Annotated in this window: 20 protein-coding genes; 9 read left to right on the top strand and 11 right to left on the bottom strand. The window is 62.7% G+C overall.

Annotation, left to right across the window (positions count from 1 at the left end):
- Positions 1 to 40 precede the first annotated feature (40 nt).
- The gene (locus AC07UC_RS09775) at positions 41 to 430 is read left to right on the top strand and encodes a hypothetical protein (protein ID WP_494905395.1); all 390 of its coding nucleotides are present in this window, start codon (positions 41 to 43) and stop codon (positions 428 to 430) included.
- Positions 431 to 455: 25 nt separating this feature from the next.
- Here the strand turns inward: AC07UC_RS09775 and AC07UC_RS09770 are convergent, their stop codons facing one another.
- Positions 456 to 1751, bottom strand: coding sequence for an amidase (locus tag AC07UC_RS09770; protein WP_494905393.1), 1296 nt, complete (start codon positions 1749 to 1751; stop codon positions 456 to 458).
- A gap of 200 nt (positions 1752 to 1951) precedes the next feature.
- On the opposite strand from AC07UC_RS09770, the gene AC07UC_RS09765 reads away from it, so the two are divergent.
- Complete coding sequence (locus AC07UC_RS09765) at positions 1952 to 2299, top strand: GFA family protein (protein WP_494905391.1); 348 nt, start codon at positions 1952 to 1954, stop codon at positions 2297 to 2299.
- A gap of 16 nt (positions 2300 to 2315) precedes the next feature.
- On the opposite strand, the gene AC07UC_RS09760 is transcribed toward AC07UC_RS09765, so the two are convergent.
- Positions 2316 to 3224: an SDR family oxidoreductase gene (locus AC07UC_RS09760; protein WP_494905389.1), complete on the bottom strand. Its 909-nt coding sequence runs from the start codon at positions 3222 to 3224 to the stop codon at positions 2316 to 2318.
- Positions 3225 to 3322: 98 nt separating this feature from the next.
- Between AC07UC_RS09760 and AC07UC_RS09755 the strand changes: the two genes are divergently transcribed.
- A complete protein-coding gene (locus tag AC07UC_RS09755; protein WP_494905387.1) occupies positions 3323 to 3901 on the top strand; it encodes a TetR/AcrR family transcriptional regulator in 579 nt (192 codons plus the stop codon).
- A gap of 37 nt (positions 3902 to 3938) precedes the next feature.
- Here the strand turns inward: AC07UC_RS09755 and AC07UC_RS09750 are convergent, their stop codons facing one another.
- Entirely contained in the window at positions 3939 to 5153 is a 1215-nt protein-coding gene (locus tag AC07UC_RS09750; RefSeq protein WP_494905385.1) for an MFS transporter, read from the bottom strand.
- A 91-nt stretch (positions 5154 to 5244) separates the two neighbouring features.
- Between AC07UC_RS09750 and AC07UC_RS09745 the strand changes: the two genes are divergently transcribed.
- Positions 5245 to 6231, top strand: a complete 987-nt coding sequence (locus AC07UC_RS09745; protein ID WP_140772176.1) for an AraC family transcriptional regulator — start codon at positions 5245 to 5247, stop codon at positions 6229 to 6231.
- A 48-nt stretch (positions 6232 to 6279) separates the two neighbouring features.
- Here AC07UC_RS09745 and AC07UC_RS09740 read toward each other — a convergent pair whose 3' ends face one another.
- The 7 genes from AC07UC_RS09740 to AC07UC_RS09710 form a co-directional block, all read right to left on the bottom strand.
- The gene (locus AC07UC_RS09740; protein WP_202325855.1) at positions 6280 to 7365 is read right to left on the bottom strand and encodes an ABC transporter ATP-binding protein; all 1086 of its coding nucleotides are present in this window, start codon (positions 7363 to 7365) and stop codon (positions 6280 to 6282) included.
- Positions 7365 to 8468 (bottom strand): ABC transporter ATP-binding protein, encoded by a 1104-nt coding sequence (locus tag AC07UC_RS09735; RefSeq protein WP_140772180.1) that lies wholly within the window; start codon positions 8466 to 8468, stop codon positions 7365 to 7367. Before AC07UC_RS09735 ends, AC07UC_RS09740 begins: the two co-directional genes overlap by 1 nt.
- Positions 8465 to 8689: a hypothetical protein gene (locus tag AC07UC_RS09730; protein ID WP_140772182.1), complete on the bottom strand. Its 225-nt coding sequence runs from the start codon at positions 8687 to 8689 to the stop codon at positions 8465 to 8467. Before AC07UC_RS09730 ends, AC07UC_RS09735 begins: the two co-directional genes overlap by 4 nt.
- Complete coding sequence (locus AC07UC_RS09725; protein ID WP_056568289.1) at positions 8686 to 9645, bottom strand: carbohydrate ABC transporter permease; 960 nt, start codon at positions 9643 to 9645, stop codon at positions 8686 to 8688. Before AC07UC_RS09725 ends, AC07UC_RS09730 begins: the two co-directional genes overlap by 4 nt.
- 1 nt (position 9646) lies before the next feature.
- Positions 9647 to 10552, bottom strand: coding sequence for a carbohydrate ABC transporter permease (locus AC07UC_RS09720; RefSeq protein ID WP_056568286.1), 906 nt, complete (start codon positions 10550 to 10552; stop codon positions 9647 to 9649).
- 68 nt (positions 10553 to 10620) lie between these two features.
- The gene (locus AC07UC_RS09715) at positions 10621 to 11937 is read right to left on the bottom strand and encodes an ABC transporter substrate-binding protein (protein WP_140772186.1); all 1317 of its coding nucleotides are present in this window, start codon (positions 11935 to 11937) and stop codon (positions 10621 to 10623) included.
- A gap of 359 nt (positions 11938 to 12296) precedes the next feature.
- Positions 12297 to 12992: a TetR/AcrR family transcriptional regulator gene (locus tag AC07UC_RS09710; RefSeq protein ID WP_494905380.1), complete on the bottom strand. Its 696-nt coding sequence runs from the start codon at positions 12990 to 12992 to the stop codon at positions 12297 to 12299.
- Positions 12993 to 13043: 51 nt separating this feature from the next.
- On the opposite strand from AC07UC_RS09710, the gene AC07UC_RS09705 reads away from it, so the two are divergent.
- From AC07UC_RS09705 to AC07UC_RS09690, 4 genes are all read left to right on the top strand, one after another.
- Positions 13044 to 14240 carry a Tm-1-like ATP-binding domain-containing protein gene (locus AC07UC_RS09705; RefSeq protein WP_494905378.1) on the top strand — a complete coding sequence of 399 codons (1197 nt, stop codon included), beginning with the start codon at positions 13044 to 13046 and terminating at the stop codon, positions 14238 to 14240.
- 11 nt (positions 14241 to 14251) lie between these two features.
- Positions 14252 to 15118: a phosphoenolpyruvate hydrolase family protein gene (locus tag AC07UC_RS09700; RefSeq protein ID WP_140772192.1), complete on the top strand. Its 867-nt coding sequence runs from the start codon at positions 14252 to 14254 to the stop codon at positions 15116 to 15118.
- A 7-nt stretch (positions 15119 to 15125) separates the two neighbouring features.
- Positions 15126 to 15542, top strand: a complete 417-nt coding sequence (locus AC07UC_RS09695; RefSeq protein ID WP_494905375.1) for a cupin domain-containing protein — start codon at positions 15126 to 15128, stop codon at positions 15540 to 15542.
- A gap of 252 nt (positions 15543 to 15794) precedes the next feature.
- Entirely contained in the window at positions 15795 to 16163 is a 369-nt protein-coding gene (locus AC07UC_RS09690; RefSeq protein WP_494905373.1) for a hypothetical protein, read from the top strand.
- Here the strand turns inward: AC07UC_RS09690 and AC07UC_RS09685 are convergent.
- A complete protein-coding gene (locus AC07UC_RS09685) occupies positions 16160 to 17350 on the bottom strand; it encodes a M24 family metallopeptidase (RefSeq protein WP_494905371.1) in 1191 nt (396 codons plus the stop codon). The two genes, AC07UC_RS09690 and AC07UC_RS09685, sit on opposite strands and share 4 nt — an antisense overlap.
- Before the next feature lie 367 nt (positions 17351 to 17717).
- On the opposite strand from AC07UC_RS09685, the gene AC07UC_RS09680 reads away from it, so the two are divergent.
- Entirely contained in the window at positions 17718 to 19328 is a 1611-nt protein-coding gene (locus tag AC07UC_RS09680; RefSeq protein WP_494905369.1) for an ABC transporter substrate-binding protein, read from the top strand.
- Positions 19329 to 19360 lie beyond the last annotated feature (32 nt).

Below are 19360 nucleotides of genomic sequence, written 5' to 3'. Positions count from 1 at the left end.
GCATCGCGGTTTCGCCCCAATTCTTCGCGACGGTGCGGCCATGTCCGGTCTTCGCCTCGCATTTCTGATTGCCGCAGCCTCGTCCATCTGCGCCTTGCCGGCAGTCGCCGCAGCCGAGAGCAGCTATGTCTATTGTGACAATGGGCTGCGCTGCTTCAAGGCGCCCTGCCCATCGAACAGCGCGCTTGATCTTGCCACTGGCACGATCATCAAGGGTGTGTCGATCGACACCAGCGGTTTGCCGCAGGCCGACAAGGCGATAACGGATCAGTCCGACGTGCTGTACAGCGGGGAGATCGTCGTCAGGGGCTCGATCGAGCACCGCACCCAGACCATCACCGGCAAGGACCACAGCCTGCCCTGGCTGGTCGCGACCCGCATCGTGCGCACCGCCAAGGACAGCGAACGCAAGCATTGTTCGTCACACTGATCCGCAATTCGCGGCTCCCTACCGATCAATCAGCCAGCAGCCTCTCCACCTCGGCGGCAATCCGCAGCAGATGCCGATCGTGGCCATTGCGTGCGACCAGCATCAGCCCCGCCGGCAGCGCCATATCGGGCATCGGCAGCGAGATCGCGCAGAGGTCGAACTGGTTGGCGACCTGGGTGTTGCGCAACAGCAGGCCTTCGACGTGATCGCGCAACTCGGCATTCTCGGCCATGGAGACGATGGTCGGCGCCGCCACCGGCGTGGTCGGCAGCGCCAGCACATCGATCGCCGTCAGCCGCTCATCCATGGCGGCGACAAGCGCGCGGCGGCGGCGCAAGGCCCTGATATAGACCGGCACCGGCAGCATCGCCGCTCGCGACAAAGGCCCGCTGACATGCGGGTCGACTGGCGCCGATGCGCCTGTCGCCAGCCAGTCGGCATGCACCTCGGCCCCTTCCATGGCAGCGATCGAGCCACGTTTGGTCGCCGCGCGCAGATCGGCAATCATGTCGTCGATCGACAGATCCGCAATGCGCGCGCCAGCCTGTTCGATCTTGCCGAGACAACGCTCGAACGACGTCATGACCTCACCTTCCGTGTCGCCGAAAAGAACGCCGCGCGGCACACCAACGCGAAGTCCCGCGAGCGATACGGCCACCAGCTCGGTCGGCACCTCGCCGGCCATCACGGCATCGGTGGCGGCACATTGCGCGACGGTTCGGGCAAGCGGCCCGATCGAGTCCAAGGTGCCAGACAGCGGAAAGGCGCCGGCCAGCGGCACGCGCCGCGCCGTCGGCTTGAAGCCGACGACGCCATTGAGCGCGGCAGGAATGCGGATCGACCCGCCGGTGTCGGATCCGATCGAGACGTCGCTCGTCCCCTCGCCGACGGAAACGCCGGCGCCGGACGACGAACCGCCGGGGATGCGGGTGGCGTCAGCGGCATTGCCTGGCGTGCCGTAGTGCATGTTGTCGCCGATCGCGGTGAAGGCGAATTCGGTCATGTTGGTCTTGCCGATGATGACCGCACCGGCTTGCCGCAGACGAAGGACGATGGCGGCGTCACCCGACGCGGGCGCGGCGGTTCTGAGCATCAGCGAGCCCGCCGTCGTTTGTTCGCCCGCGACATCGAACAGATCCTTGATCGAGACGATGGTGCCGTCGAGCGGCCCAAGCGTCACACCGGCGCGCTTGCGGGCATCGCTGGCGGCCGCCGCGGCCCGCGCGGGTTCGGCATAGAGCCTGGTGAAGACCTTCTCGTCGGCCGCACGATTGGCAAGACGTGACAGGATGATTTCGAGACGGTCACGGATGGATTGCATGTCGATGTCGGACTCCGCCAGAATGCAACGTCTTTAAAGCAATTCCAGGAAAAGTGTGTGCGGTTTTCCCCGGGCAAAGCGCATGGCGCTTTGCCCTTGGGAATTGCGAAAAAACAAAGACTTAACGCAGCCGGTTGGGCCTGCGAAAGGGATAACCCGGCCAGCGTGCCTTTGCACCTGCCAGCGATAGGAAGATACTGATGCTGTACAAAGGCAGCTGTCACTGCGGCAAGGTCGGCCTGGAATTCAAGGCGGAACTGACCGGTGCCATCAGGTGCAATTGTTCGATCTGCTCACGCAAGGGCGCCCTGCTGTGCGCCATCCCGCATGAGAGCCTGACGGTCCTGGCCTGGGGCGATGATCTGGGCACCTACACATTCGGCAGCCACACCATGGCGCACCGCTTCTGCCGCACCTGCGGCATCCACCCTTTCGCCGAGGATATCCGCGAAAGCGGCGAACGCAACGCTTACATCAACCTCAACTGCGTCGCCGATATCGACCCGTCCACCTTGCCGGTCTTCGATTTCGACGGGCGTTCGGCCTGAGCGACCCCAGACCGCATCACCGGTAACCCGTTGCGTCGGCTGGCTTGCCGGCGTCCTGGACCTCCGGCACATAGCGCCAGGCATCGGGCCGCGAACCGTCGAGATCGGTAAAGCCGTAGACCTGCGCCAGCCCGCCGCTGGACAGCGACTGCCCGTTCCAGCGTGAGCGATCAGGATCCGCAGCCAACGCGGCAACGGCGCGCCCAACGAAGCGCGGCGTCTCCGAAATGATGAAATGCGGCACCTTTGCCGTCGCATCACGCCAATTTTCCTCGCGTACTCCAAAAGCCTCCAGCATCATCTCCGATCGCAGCCAGCCGGGCGTCAACGAGACTGAGGTGGCTCCGTGTTTCGCAAGGTCCTTGGCATGGGCCCAGGCCATGCGGTTCACCGCAACCTTGGCGAGATCGTAGAAAGGCGACAGGCGGTAGTGATCGGCATTGTATTCGGCGGTGCCGTCCGTGACTTCGACCAGCAGCCCGCCCGGCTGCTCGATCATGAGGGGCAGCGCATGGTGGGCGGTGATCAGATGCGTGTCTATGGCCAGACGCAGCATGCGCAAACCGTTCTCCAGATTGTGGTCCCAGACTGGCTTGTCCCATTCGAAGAGCTTTTCACCGCCCCAGATGTCGTTGACCAGGATATCGAGACGGCCCTGTTCGGTGCGGATGCGCTCGACCAGCCTGCGCACATCGTCGGACACGAGATGGTCGACCTGCACGGCGATGCCCCTGCCGCCGGTCGCCGTGACCATTTCCGCCGTCTCCTCGATTGTTTCGGGCCGCGCATACTCCGATTGCTGCGCGCGCGTGCTCCGCCCGGTGACATAGACAGTGGCGCCGGCAGCGCCGAGCTCGACCGCTATGCCGCGCCCGGCACCTCGTGTGCCACCGGCAACCAGGGCAACTTTTCCTTGCAACGTCATTGAACTCTCCCAAGAACGGCATGCATCGATCAAATAAGGATGGCTTGCGCCACGTCCATCATATATAAATGATCGTTCGGTTATAATGGAATGTCAAGATGACCCGTCCCAAGACCCAATCCGACGAGCAGGTACTGGAGAGCGCATTGCGGCTGATGCACGAGCATGGCCCGGAGGCGCTTACCTTCGAGCGCCTGGCAAAGGCCTGCGGCCTCTCCGGTGCAACACTGGTGCAGCGCTTTGGCAATAAGGCGCGGTTGAAGCAGCGCACCTTGCTGCATGCCTGGGACGGCCTCGACGACAGGACCAGGATGCTGGCCGCCAGCGTGCCCAAGACTCCGGCCGGCGCCATTGAATTGCTGGTGGCGTTGTCGCAAGGCTATGGCGGCATCGAAGCCTATGCCGAAGGCCTGCTCGTCTTGCGCGAGGATTTGCGAGACCCCGTGCTCAGGACGCGCGGTGCGGCCTGGAAGACAGCCCTTTGCAATGCACTGGCGGCTTGTTTCGCGGCAACGCCCACACCTCCGCGGGACATCGGCCTGCTGATGGCGTCGCACTGGCAAGGCTCCCTCCTTTGGTGGAGCTTCGATCCGGCAGTTGAAGTCGCCACCTATATCGAGGACAGCCTCAACCGCTTCGTTGCTGCCATCACAACGGCAGCGGCCCGAGAACCATGATGGTTCTCGGGCCGCTGGGCAGGTCAGGGATGGGAGACTATTCGGCCTGCTTCGGGCCGCGCAGGAACACGACGATCGCCGCCAGCAGCGTTGCGATGCCGCAATAGGCGAAGGCGCTGGCCACGCCGGTATGGTCGACCAGCAAGCCGCCGAAGACGGCGCCCAGCGCGATCGCCACCTGGAAGGTCGCCACCATCAAGCCGCCGGCACTTTCGGCCTGGTCCGGCGCTGCCCGCACCAGCCAGCTCTGCAGCCCGACCGGCACCGCGCCGAAGGCAAAACCCCAGGCGGCGACGGCGGTGGCGGCAATCGTCGGCGAAGCGCCAAAGATCAGCATCGAGGCGGCGGCCAGCGCAATCAGCAAGGGCGCCAGGGCAACGGCCGCCTTGAGGTTACGCTCCGCCAGGATGCCGCCGGCGATATTGCCGAAGAAACCGCCTACGCCATAGGCCAGCAGCACCAGCGAGATCGTCTCGATGTCGAGCACCGGCACCTTTTCGAGGAAGGGGCGCACATAGGTGAAGCCGGCAAAATGCCCGGACGCGACCAGCAGCACGACCAGCAGCGCCACCCGGATCGACGGCCGCTCCAGCACATCGAGCAAGGTGCGGAAGCTTGCGACACCCACCGGTGGCAGCTTCGGAATGGTGGCCAATTGCACCAGCAGCGCCAAGGCGCCGACGATGGTGGCAATCATGAACGCCGTGCGCCATCCCCAGATGTCGCCGACATAGGCGCCGACCGGAGCGGCGGTGACGGTGGCCAGCGAGACCCCGGTCAGGATGATCGACATGGCGCGCGGCATCAGCCGCATCGGCACCAGCCGCAACGCCATGGCCGCCGACATCGCCCAGAAGCCGCCGAGCGCAACGCCGAGCACGACGCGGGCAAGCAGAAGCATGGACAGCGATGAGGCAAAGGTGGCCAGGAGGTTGGACAGGATGAGGAATGCCGTAAGCATCCACATCACGAACCTGCGGTCCATGCGCCTTGTGATGATGGCCATGGTGGGCGCTGCGATGGCGCCGACTATGGCGGTTGCCGTCACCGCTTGCCCGGCCACGCCTTCGCTGACACCGAGATCGCGCGCCATCGGCGTCAGCAGGCTGGCGGGCAGGAATTCGGCGGTGACGAGGCCGAAAACGCCAAGCGCCAGCGAAACCACGGCACCCCATGCCGGCTCGGCTCGCTCATCGGTTTCTGTGGGGTTCAGAAGTGCGGCGTCGATGACGCCTGTCGCGGGTTCGGCCATGGTCAGTCTCCGATTTGTTTGCGGCGCAACATTTGGCTGCGATGCAACATAGGGAGTGACGGGTTGGAGTTTCCATGCTAGAAACCCCATCATGCATGACCGTTCGTCCAAAATCCCGATTACCGGCGACCCGCTGACGGACATATTGCGGGGCCTGCGTCTCGACGGTGTCGAGTATGGCCGCTGCGAAATGAAGGAGCCTTGGGGTATCCAGTTCCCGGCTCAGCCCGGAGCGCGGTTTCATTTCATCGGCCGCAAGGGCTGCTGGCTCAAGCAGCCATCCGGCGAATGGGTGCAGCTCAATGCTGGCGACGCGGTGCTGCTTCCACGAGGCGAGGCGCATGTGCTGGCCAGCGAACCCGGGGCGCAGGCCTGGCCGATCCATGGCTACGAGCTCGAGGAAGTCTGCAAGGATGTCTATTGCACGTCAAACGCGGAGATGTGCGACAAGAATTGTCAGCCCGGAACGCTGCTTTTCTGCGCCGCGATGTATTTCAACATCGACGGCCTGCACCCCCTGCTCGGCATGATGCCGGACGTGATGCGCACGCACGAGCTGGAAGCCTACGAGCCCGGCATTCCACACCTGCTGGAGTCCATGGCGCGCGAAGTGACGATGGAGCGTGTCGGCTCCGGCGGCATCCTGGCACGGCTGGCCGATGTGCTTGCCGCCACCGTCATCCGCTCCTGGGTCGAACGTGGTTGCGGCGACTCCTCCGGCTGGATCGCCGCGGTCAAGGACCGCGACATCGGTCGCGTGCTGGCCGCCATCCATCTCGAACCTGACCATGACTGGACGGTCGAGTCGCTGGCCCGGATGATGGGCGCCTCGCGCTCGGGTTTTGCCGAACGTTTCGCCACCATCGTCGGCGAAACGCCGGCAAGATATGTCACCCAGGTCAGGATGCATCAGGCGCGTCAGTGGCTGGTCCGCGACCGGATGAAAATATCAGTCGTTGCCGCCCGCCTTGGCTATGAATCGGACGCCGCCTTCAGCCGTGCCTTCAAGCGGGTCATCGGCGCGGCGCCCAGCCACCTTCGCGCCGAGGAACAGGCCGAAATCCGCCAGGCCAGTTGAGCCAGTATCCTTCGTAGCAAGGCTACCCGGCTGATCAGAAACAGCGCGTCACCCGGCGTGGCGCAAGCTGACACCGCTGCCCTTGTCGAACAGCACCACCTTGTCCGGGTTCCAGGCAAAACGCACCGGCTGTTCGATCGCGACATCGGTCCTGGCCGGCACCGTTGCGCGCAGTGTTGTGTCGCCGACGCGCAGCGTCAGGATCTTCTCGACGCCATGATTTTCCACGTCATGGACACGCGCCTCGACCGGAGCGCCGCTTTCCAGATAGACATCTTCGGGACGGATGCCGAAGACGAGCGGGCGACCGTCGGTCGCCGCACTCGTCTTGGCTCCCCCAGAAAGCGGCAGCTCGAAATTCATCGGTGCCATCACCGCGCGGTTGTTGACCAGCTTGCCGTCGATGAGGTTCATCGGCGGCGAGCCGACGAAGCTTGCCACATAGGTGTCGCGCGGGTTGTTGTAGATCTCGTGCGGCGTGCCGGTCTGGACGATGCGGCCATGGTTGAGCACGCCAACCTTGTCGCCCATCGACATCGCCTCGATCTGGTCGTGGGTGACGAACAGGAACGTGGCGCCGAGCTGTATCTGCAGGTTCTTCAGTTCCGTGCGCAGCGCCTCGCGCAATTTGGCATCGAGCGCCGACAGCGGCTCGTCCATCAGGAACACGCGCGGCTTGCGCACGATGGCGCGGCCGATCGAGACGCGCTGCATCTCGCCGCCGGACAGGCGGTCGGTCTTGCGGTCGAGCAGGTGCTCGATGCGCAGTGTGCGGGCAGCGCGGTCGACGCGGTCCTTGATCTCGGCATCGGGCAGCCGGCGGATCTTTGGCTTCAGCGGGAATTCGAGGTTTTCACGCACCGTGTAGCGCGGATAGAGCGAATATTGCTGCAGCACCAGCGCCACGTCACGTTCGGCCGCGCCCCAGTCGGCAACGTCGACGCCGTCGATGAGGACCTGCCCCTCGCTCGGTTTCTCGAGGCCTGCGATCAGCCGCAGCGTCGTCGTCTTGCCGGCGCCCGTCTCGCCGAGCAACACGAAGAACTCGCCATCGGCGATGTCGAGATCGAGCCCGGTCAGGGCCGTGTGATTACCGAAACTCTTGGAGATATTCTTGAGCTGGATATGGGCCATCACAATCTCACTTCCAGCGACTTGCCGCTTGCCTTGTCGAAGAAATGCGCCTGCGTCGGATCGATCCGCGCAAAGACCTTCTCGCCGGGCCCCGAGATGAAGCCGCTCTTGGTACGGGCGCGCAGCATCTTGGAGCCGACCTTCAGGTCGACGATATCGAAGGACCCCAGCGGTTCGACGATCTGCGTCTCGACGGCCATGAAGCCGTCGGCCGCGTCACGGCGAATGAGCACGCCTTCCGGACGGATGCCGAGCGCCAGCTGGCCGCCGGCATGGCCGTTGAGCTTCGACAGCAGAGCGCGCGGAAACTCGAAGCCGGTGGCCGCGTCACCGACCGTCACCGATGCGGACGCGGCTTTCTCGGCCACCGCCGCGTCGGCGACATTCATCACCGGGCTGCCGACGAATTGCGCCACGAACAGATTGGCCGGGCGCGAATAGACCTCGTCGGGCGTGCCCACCTGCTGCAGCACGCCTTCATGCATGATGACGATGCGGTCGGCGAGGCTCATCGCCTCGATCTGGTCGTGCGTGACATAGATCGTGGTCGAGCCCTGCTTGATGTGCAGCCGCTTGATCTCGGCCCGCATCTCCTCGCGCAACTTGGCATCGAGCGCGCCGATCGGCTCGTCCATCAGCATAGCCTTCGGCCGCCGCACCAGCGCCCGGCCGATGGCGACGCGCTGCATGTCGCCGCCCGAAAGTGCCGATGGCTTCTTGCCGAGCAGATCCGATATCTGCAGGGTCTTGGCGACCGAGCGCACCTCGCTGTCGATCTCGGCCTTGCTTTTGCGCGTGGCGCGCAAGGGGAAGGCGATGTTCTCGTAGACGCTCATATGCGGGTAGAGCGAGAACGACTGGAACACCATGGCGATGTCGCGGTCGGCGGCCTTCAGATGCTGGACCGGCTTGCCGTCGATGAGGATGTCGCCCTCGTCGATCGTCTCCAGCCCGGCGATCGCGCGCAGCGTCGTCGTCTTGCCGCAGCCCGATTGGCCGAGCAGCACGATGAACTCGTTGTCGGCAATCTTGAGGTTGAGGTCCTTGATGACCTGGACGGCGCCGAAGAATTTCTGCACGCCGCGAAGCTCTATCTGGGTCAATGCTCTGCTCCCGGATTTCGCGCGGCATGGCCGGTGCCGGCTTCCTCCTCAGGCGCGATTTTCGAGGTGATGTTGAAGCCGATCAGCCCGATCAGGATGATGGTCAGGCCGTATGTGTGCAGCAGCATGTTCCAGGGCTGGCACAGTGCCACGATGCCGAGCACCATGAGCACCTGCGAACCAGGCTCCAGGTATTTCTGATTGATGGCGCGAAAGCTCATTTGCGGATCGCTCCGAAGGACATGCCGCGCAGCAAATGATTGCGGAGCAGGAAGGTGAAGATGGCGACCGGCAGCAGGAACAGGAACGTTCCGGCGGCGATCACCGTCCAGTCGGGCAGGCCGGAACCGACCTGGCTGGGGATGAAGGGCGGCGCTGTCTGCGCACGGCGATTGGTCATGATCAGCGCGAAGGCGTACTCGTTCCACGCCGTGATGAAGCAGAACACCGCGGTGGCGGCGATGCCGGTAGCGGCCTCCGGCAGCACGATCTTGAAGAAGGCCTCCATGCGCGTGTAACCGTCGACGAGGGCCGCTTCCTCATATTCTTTCGGAATCTCGTCCATGAAACCCTTCATCAGCCACACCGAGAAGGACAGGTTGAAGGCGGTGTAGAGAATGATCAGGCCGATATGGGTGTCGTTGAGGCCGACCGCGCGGTACATGAGGAACATCGGGATCGCCACCACCACCGGCGGCAGCATGCGTGTCGACAGGATGAAGAAGAGCAGATCCGCCTCTCCCTTCACCTTGAAGCGCGAGAAGCCGTAGGCGGTGAACGTGCCCATGCCGACCGCCAGCACTGTCGAGGTGATGGCGATGATCAGCGAATTCAGGAAGCGGCTCGGATAGCCCGACCACTGCACCTGGCCCTTGCCGTCGCGCACGATCTTCTCGCCGCCATCGAAAACGACCCGCTCCCACCATGGCGCCGCCGCGTATTCTTCGGGCGTCGGCGGGCTGCGCAATTGCGAGCGTTTGGTGAACAGCTTCACGAAAGGCGAGATTTCCGGCTGGAAGACGACCGTCGGCGGGATGGTCGTGGCCAGGTTGCGCGGCTTGAATGCCGTCGAGGCGATCCAGTAGATTGGGGCGAGGAAGATGATCGTCACCACCAGCACGGCGACGATGGCGACGCGGTTGAAGCCGATCTCGGAAGAAGTGCGGACGGCGGCCATCTCAGCGCTCCTTCACCTTGTTGAGGTATTTGACGTAGATGTTGGTGATGGCCAGCACCATGATCAGCACGATGTAGGCCATCGCGCAGGAGCGCCCGGTCTGCCATTCCTGGAACGCCATCTTGTAGAGCCGGATCGAGATCAGTTCGGCCGTCGGCTGGCTGGTCAGGATGTAGGCGAGGTCGAAAGTCTTGAAGGCTTCCATGGTCCGGAAGATGACCGCGATCATGAGGATCGGCGCCACCAGCGGCAGTGTGATGCGGAAGAACGTATAGAACGGCCCGGCGCGGTCGATCGCGGCGGCCTCGTAGAGATGTTTCGGCACCGCCGAGAGACCCGCCAGCGACAACAGCATGACGAAGGGCGACCACATCCAGATGTCGGTCAGCGCGACGGCGTAGAGCGCCATCTTGGGATCGGCCAGCCACTCGAAATTGCCGAGCCCGAGCGCATAATTGATGACGCCCCATGACGGGTCGTAGAGAAGCTTCCAGAACAAGCCGACAACAGCCATCGACAGCATCATCGGCAGCAGCAGCAGCGTGGTGATAAGGCCCTTGAGCGGGATATCGCGGTTGAGCAGCATCGCCACGCCGAAGCCGACAAGCAGCTGACCGGCGACCGAGATGATGACATATTTCGCCGTGATGGCGAAGTTGGACCAGACATAGGGATCGTTGAGCAGGTCGCGATAGTTCTGCAGCCCCACGAAATTCGCCGGCGCGTTGGTCGAGGCGCGGAAGTCGGTGAAGGAATAGCCAAGCGAATAGATCAGCGGAAAGATGTTGAAGACGATCAGGAACAGGACCGTCGGAACAATGAAGAGGTTGCGGATCGAAATGTCGCTCAGGCCGCGCGTGGCCGCCCGCGAGGACCTGTCCAGCGTTGTGATCATCGTGGTCGCCAAGACCCCTCTCCCATTTGCAGAAAAAGAAACGGAGGAGGCACCAACGCCCCCTCCGTGAGGCATGATTGTTACTGAACGCGGCCGTACTTCTTGAACGTCGCGTTCCAGTCGGCGGCCAGCGCGTCCAGCGTTTCCTTGGCGGTGCCGTCGCCGCCGATCATGTAGGGATAGATGCGCTGGTTGAGCTGCTGCAGCAGTTCGGCGTATTCCGGCACCGCCCAGAAGTCCTTCACCTTGAACATGGTCTCGTAGAAGGCCTTGTTGTAAGGCGTTGCGCTCTGGAATTCCGGCGATTTGAGCACCGCCGCGCTGCAGGTATAACCGCCAAGGGCCGCCCACTTCTTCTGGGTCTCGTCCTTGATGAACCATTCAAGGAACTTCATCGCCTCGTCCTGCTTCTTCGAATACGAGATGACGGAGATGCCCTGACCACCGAGTGCGGCGAACTGGTCGCCATTCGGTCCCGGCGGGTTGGCGAAGAAGCCGGTGTTTTTGGCGTTCGGGTTCGACGCCTCGTTTATCAGCGAGGGGAAGAAGGCGAAGAAGTTCATGCTCATCGCCGCCAGGTTCTCGGTGATCGCCTGGTTGTCCTCGACGAAGAACGATTTGGCCCAGCCGGGAGGCGTGAACTTGTAGAGTTCCTTGTAGGCGTCGAGCGCGGCTACGGCCTTGTCGGAATTGATGTGGCCATCGACCTTGTAGGTCGCATAGTCACCCAGCTCGCCGCCGTAGGAGAACAGCGCGTTCTCGAAGCCCATTGCCATCGCATCATAGGAATTGTCGGTATAGATCGCGATGCCGTAGCGCTTCTGGTCGGGCCGATAGAAGAACTCGGCTATGTCGCGCAGCGCCTTGAAATCCTTCGGCACATCGAGGTCGTAGCCATATTTGGCCTTGAACGCTTCCTTCTCCTTGGGATCCTCGAACCAGTCCTTGCGGTAGGACCAGCCGACAGCGTCGCCTTCGAGCGGAATGGCCCAGTACTTGCCGCTGTTGCCGGGATATTCGGCGTAATATTTCACCGTCGCCGGTGCCATGACATTGCCGAGATCGTGCTTCTTGAAGAAGTCCGTCAGGTCGACATAGTGGCCACCGGTCGAGCCGGCGCCCAGCCATTGCGAGTCGCCGACGACCAGGTCATAGGCGTCGCCATGGGCGTTGAACTCGGTGAAGGCCTTCGTCTGGAAGTCGGCCCACGGCGTGGTCTCCACCGTGATCTTGACGCCGGTTTCCTTCTCGTATTCGTTGCCGAGTTCCTGCAGGTAATTGGCTGGATCCCATTCCGCCCAGAAGATGGTGAGCGACTTTTCCTGCGCGTAGACTGACGTTCCGCAGGCAAGCGTTAAGCCGATACCAGCAAGCACGCTGGTCACTAACTTGCGCATAATGATTTCCTCCCTTGTGCGCATTCTACCCTGTCATGCGAGCCGGCAACGGGGCCGGCTCCGGTAGTTCCTCCCGTGATCGCACCTTTCCGGTTTCGGGCCTCCTCGCCCTGCCGGAAAATGGATCGCAGCCCTCACTTTTGATCCACTTTTCTTTTCTAATCTGGTATTACCAATTTTGCATCGTCGTCAAGCCCTTTCTTGGAAGACGGGCTTGGTCATTCCGACGGAATTCAGGCTTTATCTGCCTGTTTTCCAATGATTTTCCTACTCAGTGATACACAGGGGCGTTGCACAGATCCCTGCGTCAGGGACAATATTGATAGTCGGCATGCAAATCTGGTCGAACCAGATGGGTCCTACTTCACGACCACGCTTGAACCGTCGCCACCTCCTTCACCAATCGATTCCGCCACCGCCGCGCGCACCAGGGCGCCTGCCGCCCATTGCGCGACGGACCGCGTCTTGCGGCTGTCCAGACCCCAGATATCCTTGAGCACGATCAGCACCTCGACACCGAAGATCAGCGACAGCGCCTGCGCCAGGCGCTTGAAGTCGCGCGGCGGCAAATGGCCCTTGAGCGGGGCAATCGCCTGCTGCAGCAGATCGACGCGATGACCGCGGGTGAAGGCCGGCTCACCGCCCAGCGTACCGGCCTGGCGTCGCGCCCATTGATCGAGCGACAGTTTCAGTGCCGCCTTGAACGTCGCCTCAAAAGCCTCGATGCGCGGCATCGCCGTGTCGAACAGATCCGCGACCCGGCGCTCGGCGTCCGCAGAGGTCGATTGCCAGGTCAGGATTGGTCCCAGCCCCTCGTCGACGACGGCCTGCACCAGTGCCGCCTGACTGGGGAAATAGCGATAGGCGGTGGCGCGGGAAACCTCCGCCGCTTCCGCCAGCTCGCTCACCGACGGCGTGACGCCCGCCTGCATCAGCCGTGTCGCCGTCTCAAGCATCAGCCGTTTCGTGCGCGCCCGGGGTCCACGCTCGGCGGCCAGGCCGGTTCCCCGCTCCGTGTCGTCGCCTGCAGTGGCTCGTTGACGTGAGATATCCATATCAATATGATACGCGCGTCTCAAAAATTTGCAATGACCTGGGAACCGCCCATGAAGCGCATCTACGTCGTGGGCACCGCCGACACCAAGGGCGAGGAACTTGCCTTCCTGGCCGACGCTATCGCCGCCACGGGCGCTGCCGTTTCTCGCGTTGATGTCGGAACACGCGCTTCAACCGTTCCCGTCGACATCAGCGCGAAGCAGGTGGCCGGTCATCATCCTGACGGCAGTGCGGCCGTGCTCGGCGGCGATGACCGTGGCGCCGCGGTTGCCGCCATGGGTGTCGCCTTCACCCGCTTCGTCCAATCGCGAAACGACATCGCCGCCCTGATCGGCATAGGCGGCGGCGGCGGCACCTCGATCATCACGTCGGGCATGCGCGCGCTGCCGCTCGGCCTGCCGAAAATCATGGTCTCGACGCTGGCCTCCGGTGACACGGCGCCTTATGTCGACGTCTCGGACATCATCATGATGCCATCGGTGACCGACATGGCGGGACTGAATCGGCTTTCCCGCGTCGTGCTGCACAACGCCGCCCAGGCGATAGCGGGCATGGCGGCGAGCCCGGCGCCGGCGCCCGACGGCAAGCCGTCGATCGGGCTCACCATGTTCGGCGTCACCACGCCTTGCGTGACGGCGATCGCCGACCAGCTCCGCTCCGGATATGACTGCATGGTCTTCCACGCCACCGGCACCGGCGGCCGCAGCATGGAGAAGCTGGCCGACAGCGGCCTGCTGTCCGGCGTCCTGGACATCACCACCACCGAGGTCTGCGATCTCCTATTCGGCGGAGTGCTGCCGGCAACGGAGGATCGCTTCGGCGCGATTGCCCGCGGCAAGCTACCCTACATCGGTTCGGTCGGCGCGCTCGACATGGTCAACTTCTGGGCGCCGTCGACCATACCGGAACGCTATCGCGGCCGGCTGTTCTACGAGCACAATCCCAACGTCACGCTGATGCGCACAAGCGCGGACGAATGCCGCGCGATCGGCGAGTGGATCGGCACCAGGCTCGCCCTCTGCGAGGGATCGGTGCATTTTCTCATTCCTGAAAAAGGCGTCTCGGCACTCGACATCGAAGGTGGCGCCTTCTTCGATCGAGAAGCCGACGCCGCCCTGTTCGAAGCCATCGAGCGCTCGATCAAGCCAAGTGCCAACCGTCGCGTCACGCGCTTGCCATTGCACATCAACGACCCCGAATTCGCCAGGGCCGCGGTCGCGGCTTTTCTCGAAATAGCCAGACACTGAGGTTCCAAGAAATGCCCGCAATACCGCGCAAGGACATACTGAAGAAATTCCGTGGAATGATCGACAAGGGCGTGCCGATCGTCGGCGGCGGGGCCGGCACCGGCCTGTCGGCCAAGGCCGAGGAGGCCGGCGGCATCGACCTTATCATCATCTACAATTCCGGCCGCTATCGCATGGCCGGCCGTGGCTCCGCCGCCGGCCTGCTCGCCTATGGCAACGCCAACGAGATCGTCAAGGAAATGGCCTATGAGGTGCTGCCGGTGGTCAAGAAGACGCCGGTGCTGGCCGGCGTCAACGGCACCGACCCCTTCGTCATCATGCCGCTGCTGCTGGCCGAACTGAAGACGATGGGCTTTTCCGGCGTGCAGAATTTCCCGACCATCGGCCTGTTCGACGGCACCATGCGGCAGAGTTTCGAGGAAACCGGCATGGGCTTCGGGCTCGAGGTCGACATGATCGCCGAGGCGCACAAGCTTGACCTCTTGACCACGCCCTATGTCTTCAACCCCGACGAGGCGCGCGCCATGACCAAGGCCGGCGCCGACATCGTGGTTGCCCATATGGGCGTGACGACGGGCGGCTCGATCGGCGCCACCTCGGCCAAGTCGCTCGACGACTGCGTGGTCGCGATCGACGCCATCGCCGAGGCGGCACGCTCGGTACGCAAGGATGTCATCCTGCTTTGCCATGGCGGCCCGATCTCGATGCCGGATGACGCCCGCTACATTCTGTCTCGCGCCAAGGGCCTGCATGGCTTCTACGGCGCGAGTTCGATGGAACGGCTGCCGGCGGAAGCCGCGATCGCCAGACAGACGGCCGATTTCAAGGCTGTCACACTGGGCGGCGACAAAGCGACCACGAAGAAAAAGAAGGGATGAGAGAGAGATGACCGACAAGAGCAAGGTGTTTGTCTATCCGAAGGACGTCAGCGCCTTCGGCTTCGACTGGGGCAGGCTGGCGCTGACGGTGGCGCCGGAAGTGAATGGCGCGACCCGCTTTTCCGGCGGCGTCGTCGACCTGCCTTCCGGCAAGGGCCACACCCGCCACAACCATCCGGGCGCCGAGGAGATCATCTTCGTCATCTCCGGCCATGGCGAACAGATGGTCGAGGACGAAAAGGGCAATGCGGTGGTCGCCAAGGTCGGCCCCGGCTGCACCATCTACGTGCCTGAGAGCCGTTTCCACTCGACGCTGAATACCGGCGACGAACCGATGCAACTCTTCGTCGTTTACTCGCCGGCCGGGCCGGAGCTGGTTTTACGGGAGCTGCCGGATTTCAAGCTGCTCCCGGCGGGCGCATAGATTTCCAAATCGTAGAAATTTGCACATAAACGCCTTCGAATATCCGGCTTCGAGGCGAAACCATGGGCTACGAGATAGCTGACTTTCCGCTCAGAAAAGGACGTATTCTTGCGCCGGTCCTTAGTGATAATTCCGATAGTGGGCGCGCTATCGATTTGGATTGCCTGGGATCACTATAGGGATGCTTTTTATACGAAAGCGCTACCCGACAAAATTCAGACATATAGCGTCAACACACAGGGAAGCGACGCAGTGCTTCTTCTGGGGAAGGCATGTGGCGGAGTCATTTTCGACCTGACCGATGAAACACTTTCCGCAATTGGCCAACAGGGGTTAGCGTTTTTCCAAAATGCCCGTCAGGGTAGGGGCTATCCGGCCACGGATCGGAACGCCTACTACTTCAGCTATGCGGAATGGCAGAAGACGCCGGTACCACAAGGCTGGGTCGGCCCAGAGGGCTTTTTCTCGCTATCTTTGCAGTGCATGAACAATTCACGCGAAACGGACAAAGCCATATCCGATGCGTTAAAAATGCCTGGCTCGTATTTCACGACAAAGCTGTCCGGAGAGCTTGTCGTTATACCGAGCCTGAAAATAGCAATTCTTGCGTACTACAATTAAGCCACCCCGCCCCTGTTCCACCCCCTCCCGCGATCGCCAAACATCACATAACCGCTGTCGGTCACCGCAAGCGTATCCTCCAGCTTGATGAAGCCGCGCGTCGGGTGGAGCATGGTCGTCTCGACCGACAGCACCATGTTTTTCTCCAGCGGCTTGGCCGCGTAGGTGCCTTCATAGGCCACCGGGTGGTTGGTCATCAGGAACGGCGCCTCATGCGTGATCAGGCCCATGCCGTGCGCGAAGAAATCCGTGTAGGCCGCGACCTTCGATGACTTCAGCACGCCCTCGGCATGCGAAATCATGTCGCCGCCCAGCGTGCCCGCCCTCACCTTCGAGAAGGCGGCCTGCTGCACTGTCTCGACTTCGGCCAGGAGATCCTCCAGCTCGGCATCCGGCTCGCCCAGAGTGCCCATGCGGCAGAGGTCGCCGATATAGCCGTGATAATTGCCACCGGAATCGATCGACAGCACCTCACCCTTTTTCCACGCCTGCGGCGATGCCGCGCGGTTGTGGCTGGAGCCCAGGGTCAGCAGGCAATATTCGAAATGCGCGCCGCGATTGGTTTCCTCGCGCCGCAGATGTTCGATCATCTCGGCCTTGGTCGTGCCTTCGCGCGCCCAGGCGATGGTCGCCAGCATGGAATCGGTGATCAGCTCGGAGGCGGTGCGCAGTTTCTCCAGTTCCGCATCGGTCTTGATGGCGCGCATGCTCTCCAGCATCGTTGTCGCATCGATCAGCTTGGCGTCGGGCAGCGCCTTGCGGATCAGCGCATAGGCGTCCGACGGCAGGAAGCCCGGCTCGATGCCGATGCGCGCCCCATCCTTGCCGATCTTCCTGACATGCTCGACAGCCAGGTTCGCGGCATCCAGCGTGCCCCAACAGGCGGCATGCAGCGTCGGCGTCCAGAACGGGTTGTTCTGGTGCTCGCCGCCCTCCATGCGGTTGCCGATATAGGCGGCGTGATCCGGACCGCCCTTTTCGTAGACGACGATGGGCAGGTAACGGCTGTGGCCGATCGCATCCATGGCGGCGAAGAAGATGAACTTGTAGCCGCCCAGCAGGTACTGCGTGTTGTGCTTGGAAGTTGCGAGCAGCACATCGATGCCGGCCTCCTCCATCAGCCGGTCGACCCTCGCCTGGTCAAAAGGGATATTGCTGACGGCATTCTTGCCCGGCGCAATGTTCATGTCTCTCTCCCTGAATTTGCCTGGGATCGATGCTGTTTCGCCCATATCCCTTGGCGGTGGATCAAATCTGCACCATTTTGCCCACTCTGGTCTAGCCAGAAATACGCGACCGGCGCTTCTGAACGGTCACCAACTCGTCATCTGTCGCATATGCGCCAAATCTGGTCCTACCAGATTGTTTGGCTTGAGCCCGTTCTCTCAAACTGGTCCAGCGGACGAAAATTTCAAAGCCAAGCAAGGATGCGCCAATTCCGTCTCTGGCGAAACCCTCGGCAAGGCTCATAATCGCCGCCGCAAGGATGCCGATGCCGGCATCCGAGGGGTGTTGTCGCGCCCGGTCGGGTCGCGGAGAGGACGGAGTTCGATCATGCCAGGTTCCACGATTTCCAGACGCACGATGCTTGCCGGCTCGGCGATGCTTCTGGCTTCCACGGCCATGCCGACATTGGGCTGGGCGCAGACGCCGAAGAAGGGTGGACGGCTGGTATTGGCCGCGGACTCCGAACCGCGCAACCTCAACCCGGCGATCGTCGCCTCGAACGGCGTCTTCTTCATCTCCAGCAAGATCGTCGAAACGCTGGCCGAAGCCTCCTTCGATGGCAAGGACGGGCTCGCGCCACGCCTGGCGCTGAGCTGGGAAGGTTCCGCCGATGGACTTTCAGTGACGTTCAAACTGCGCGAAGGCGTCAAATGGCATGACGGCAAGCCGTTCACCGCTGCCGACGTCGCCTTCTCGGCGCTGCAGATCTGGAAGCCGCTGCAGAATCTCGGCCGCACCGTGTTCAAGGACCTTGCGGCCGTCGACACTCCGGACGATTTCACCGCCGTCTTCAAATTCGCCAAGCCGACGCCGTTCCAGCTGATCCGCAACGCGCTGCCGGCGCTGTCGAGCGTCGTGCCGAAACACGTCTACGAAGTCGGCAAGATCGAGGACAACCCGGCCAACACCGCCCCCATCGGCACCGGCCCATTCAAATTCGGCGATTACAAGGCCGGCCAGTATTACCGGCTGATCAAGAACACCGATTACTGGGGCAAGGACGAGCCCTATCTCGACGAGATCATCTACCAGGTTCTGCCCGACCGGACGTCGGCGGCGAGCGCGCTCGAAGCCGAAGAGATCCAGCTCGCCGCCTTTTCCGCAGTGCCGCTGGCCGACCTCGACCGCATCTCCAAGGTGCCGGGCCTGAAGGTGATCTCCAAGGGCTATGAGGGGCTGACCTATCAGCTCGTCGTCGAGATCAACCATCGCCGCAAGGAACTGGCCGATCTGAAAGTGCGCCAGGCCATCGCGCATGCCATCGATAAGGATTTCGTCGTCAAGACGGTGTTCCTCGGCTATGCCGCGACAGCCACCGGCCCGGTGCCCAAGAACGATCCGCAATTCTACACCGCCAATGTGCCGATCTATGCCTTCGACGTTGCCAAGGCCAACGCGCTGCTCGACGAAGCTGGCTACAAGAAAGGCCCGGACGGCAAGCGCTTCACGCTGAAACTTTTGCCGGCGCCCTATTTCAACGAGACCAAGCAGTTCGGCGACTATCTGCGCCAGGCGCTGGCAGCCATCGGTATCGACGCGCAGCTGGTCAACAACGACTCCGCCGCGCACATCAAGGCGGTCTACACCGACCACGCCTTCGACCTCGCCGTCGGCCCGCCCGTATTCCGCGGCGACCCGGCGATCTCGACCACCATCCTGGTGCAGAGCGGCATTCCCGACGGCGTGCCGTTCTCCAACCAGGGTGGCTACAAGAACGATGCGCTCGACGCGCTGATCACCAAGGCCTCGGAAACGCTCGACACCACGGCCCGCACCGACCTCTACAAGGAGTTCCAGAAGGAGGTGGCGGCCGACCTGCCGCTGATCAACGTCGCCGAATGGAGTTTCATCAGCGTTGCCCGCGACACGGTGGGCAACATCGCCAACAATCCGCGCTGGGCGGTGTCTAACTGGGCGGACACGTATCTGGCGGGCTAGTGTACTCTCAAGGCTTGCGCATCGTGTAGTCG

The organism is Mesorhizobium sp. GW821-FHT04C10 (assembly GCF_059420305.1).
This window is presented reverse-complemented; position numbering and strand designations above follow the sequence as displayed.

Coding starts and splice junctions, on each gene's coding strand:
- AC07UC_RS09760 (WP_494905389.1), bottom strand. CDS start 3,224: ATGACGTTGCAAGGAAAAGTTGCCCTGGTTGCCGGTGGCACACGAGGT.
- AC07UC_RS09750 (WP_494905385.1), bottom strand. CDS start 5,153: ATGGCCGAACCCGCGACAGGCGTCATCGACGCCGCACTTCTGAACCCC.
- AC07UC_RS09775 (WP_494905395.1), top strand. CDS start 41: ATGTCCGGTCTTCGCCTCGCATTTCTGATTGCCGCAGCCTCGTCCATC.
- AC07UC_RS09680 (WP_494905369.1), top strand. CDS start 17,718: ATGCCAGGTTCCACGATTTCCAGACGCACGATGCTTGCCGGCTCGGCG.
- AC07UC_RS09745 (WP_140772176.1), top strand. CDS start 5,245: ATGCATGACCGTTCGTCCAAAATCCCGATTACCGGCGACCCGCTGACG.
- AC07UC_RS09705 (WP_494905378.1), top strand. CDS start 13,044: ATGAAGCGCATCTACGTCGTGGGCACCGCCGACACCAAGGGCGAGGAA.
- AC07UC_RS09700 (WP_140772192.1), top strand. CDS start 14,252: ATGCCCGCAATACCGCGCAAGGACATACTGAAGAAATTCCGTGGAATG.
- AC07UC_RS09710 (WP_494905380.1), bottom strand. CDS start 12,992: ATGGATATCTCACGTCAACGAGCCACTGCAGGCGACGACACGGAGCGG.
- AC07UC_RS09695 (WP_494905375.1), top strand. CDS start 15,126: ATGACCGACAAGAGCAAGGTGTTTGTCTATCCGAAGGACGTCAGCGCC.
- AC07UC_RS09770 (WP_494905393.1), bottom strand. CDS start 1,751: ATGCAATCCATCCGTGACCGTCTCGAAATCATCCTGTCACGTCTTGCC.
- AC07UC_RS09725 (WP_056568289.1), bottom strand. CDS start 9,645: ATGGCCGCCGTCCGCACTTCTTCCGAGATCGGCTTCAACCGCGTCGCC.
- AC07UC_RS09765 (WP_494905391.1), top strand. CDS start 1,952: ATGCTGTACAAAGGCAGCTGTCACTGCGGCAAGGTCGGCCTGGAATTC.
- AC07UC_RS09740 (WP_202325855.1), bottom strand. CDS start 7,365: ATGGCCCATATCCAGCTCAAGAATATCTCCAAGAGTTTCGGTAATCAC.
- AC07UC_RS09755 (WP_494905387.1), top strand. CDS start 3,323: ATGACCCGTCCCAAGACCCAATCCGACGAGCAGGTACTGGAGAGCGCA.
- AC07UC_RS09685 (WP_494905371.1), bottom strand. CDS start 17,350: ATGAACATTGCGCCGGGCAAGAATGCCGTCAGCAATATCCCTTTTGAC.
- AC07UC_RS09730 (WP_140772182.1), bottom strand. CDS start 8,689: ATGAGCTTTCGCGCCATCAATCAGAAATACCTGGAGCCTGGTTCGCAG.
- AC07UC_RS09715 (WP_140772186.1), bottom strand. CDS start 11,937: ATGCGCAAGTTAGTGACCAGCGTGCTTGCTGGTATCGGCTTAACGCTT.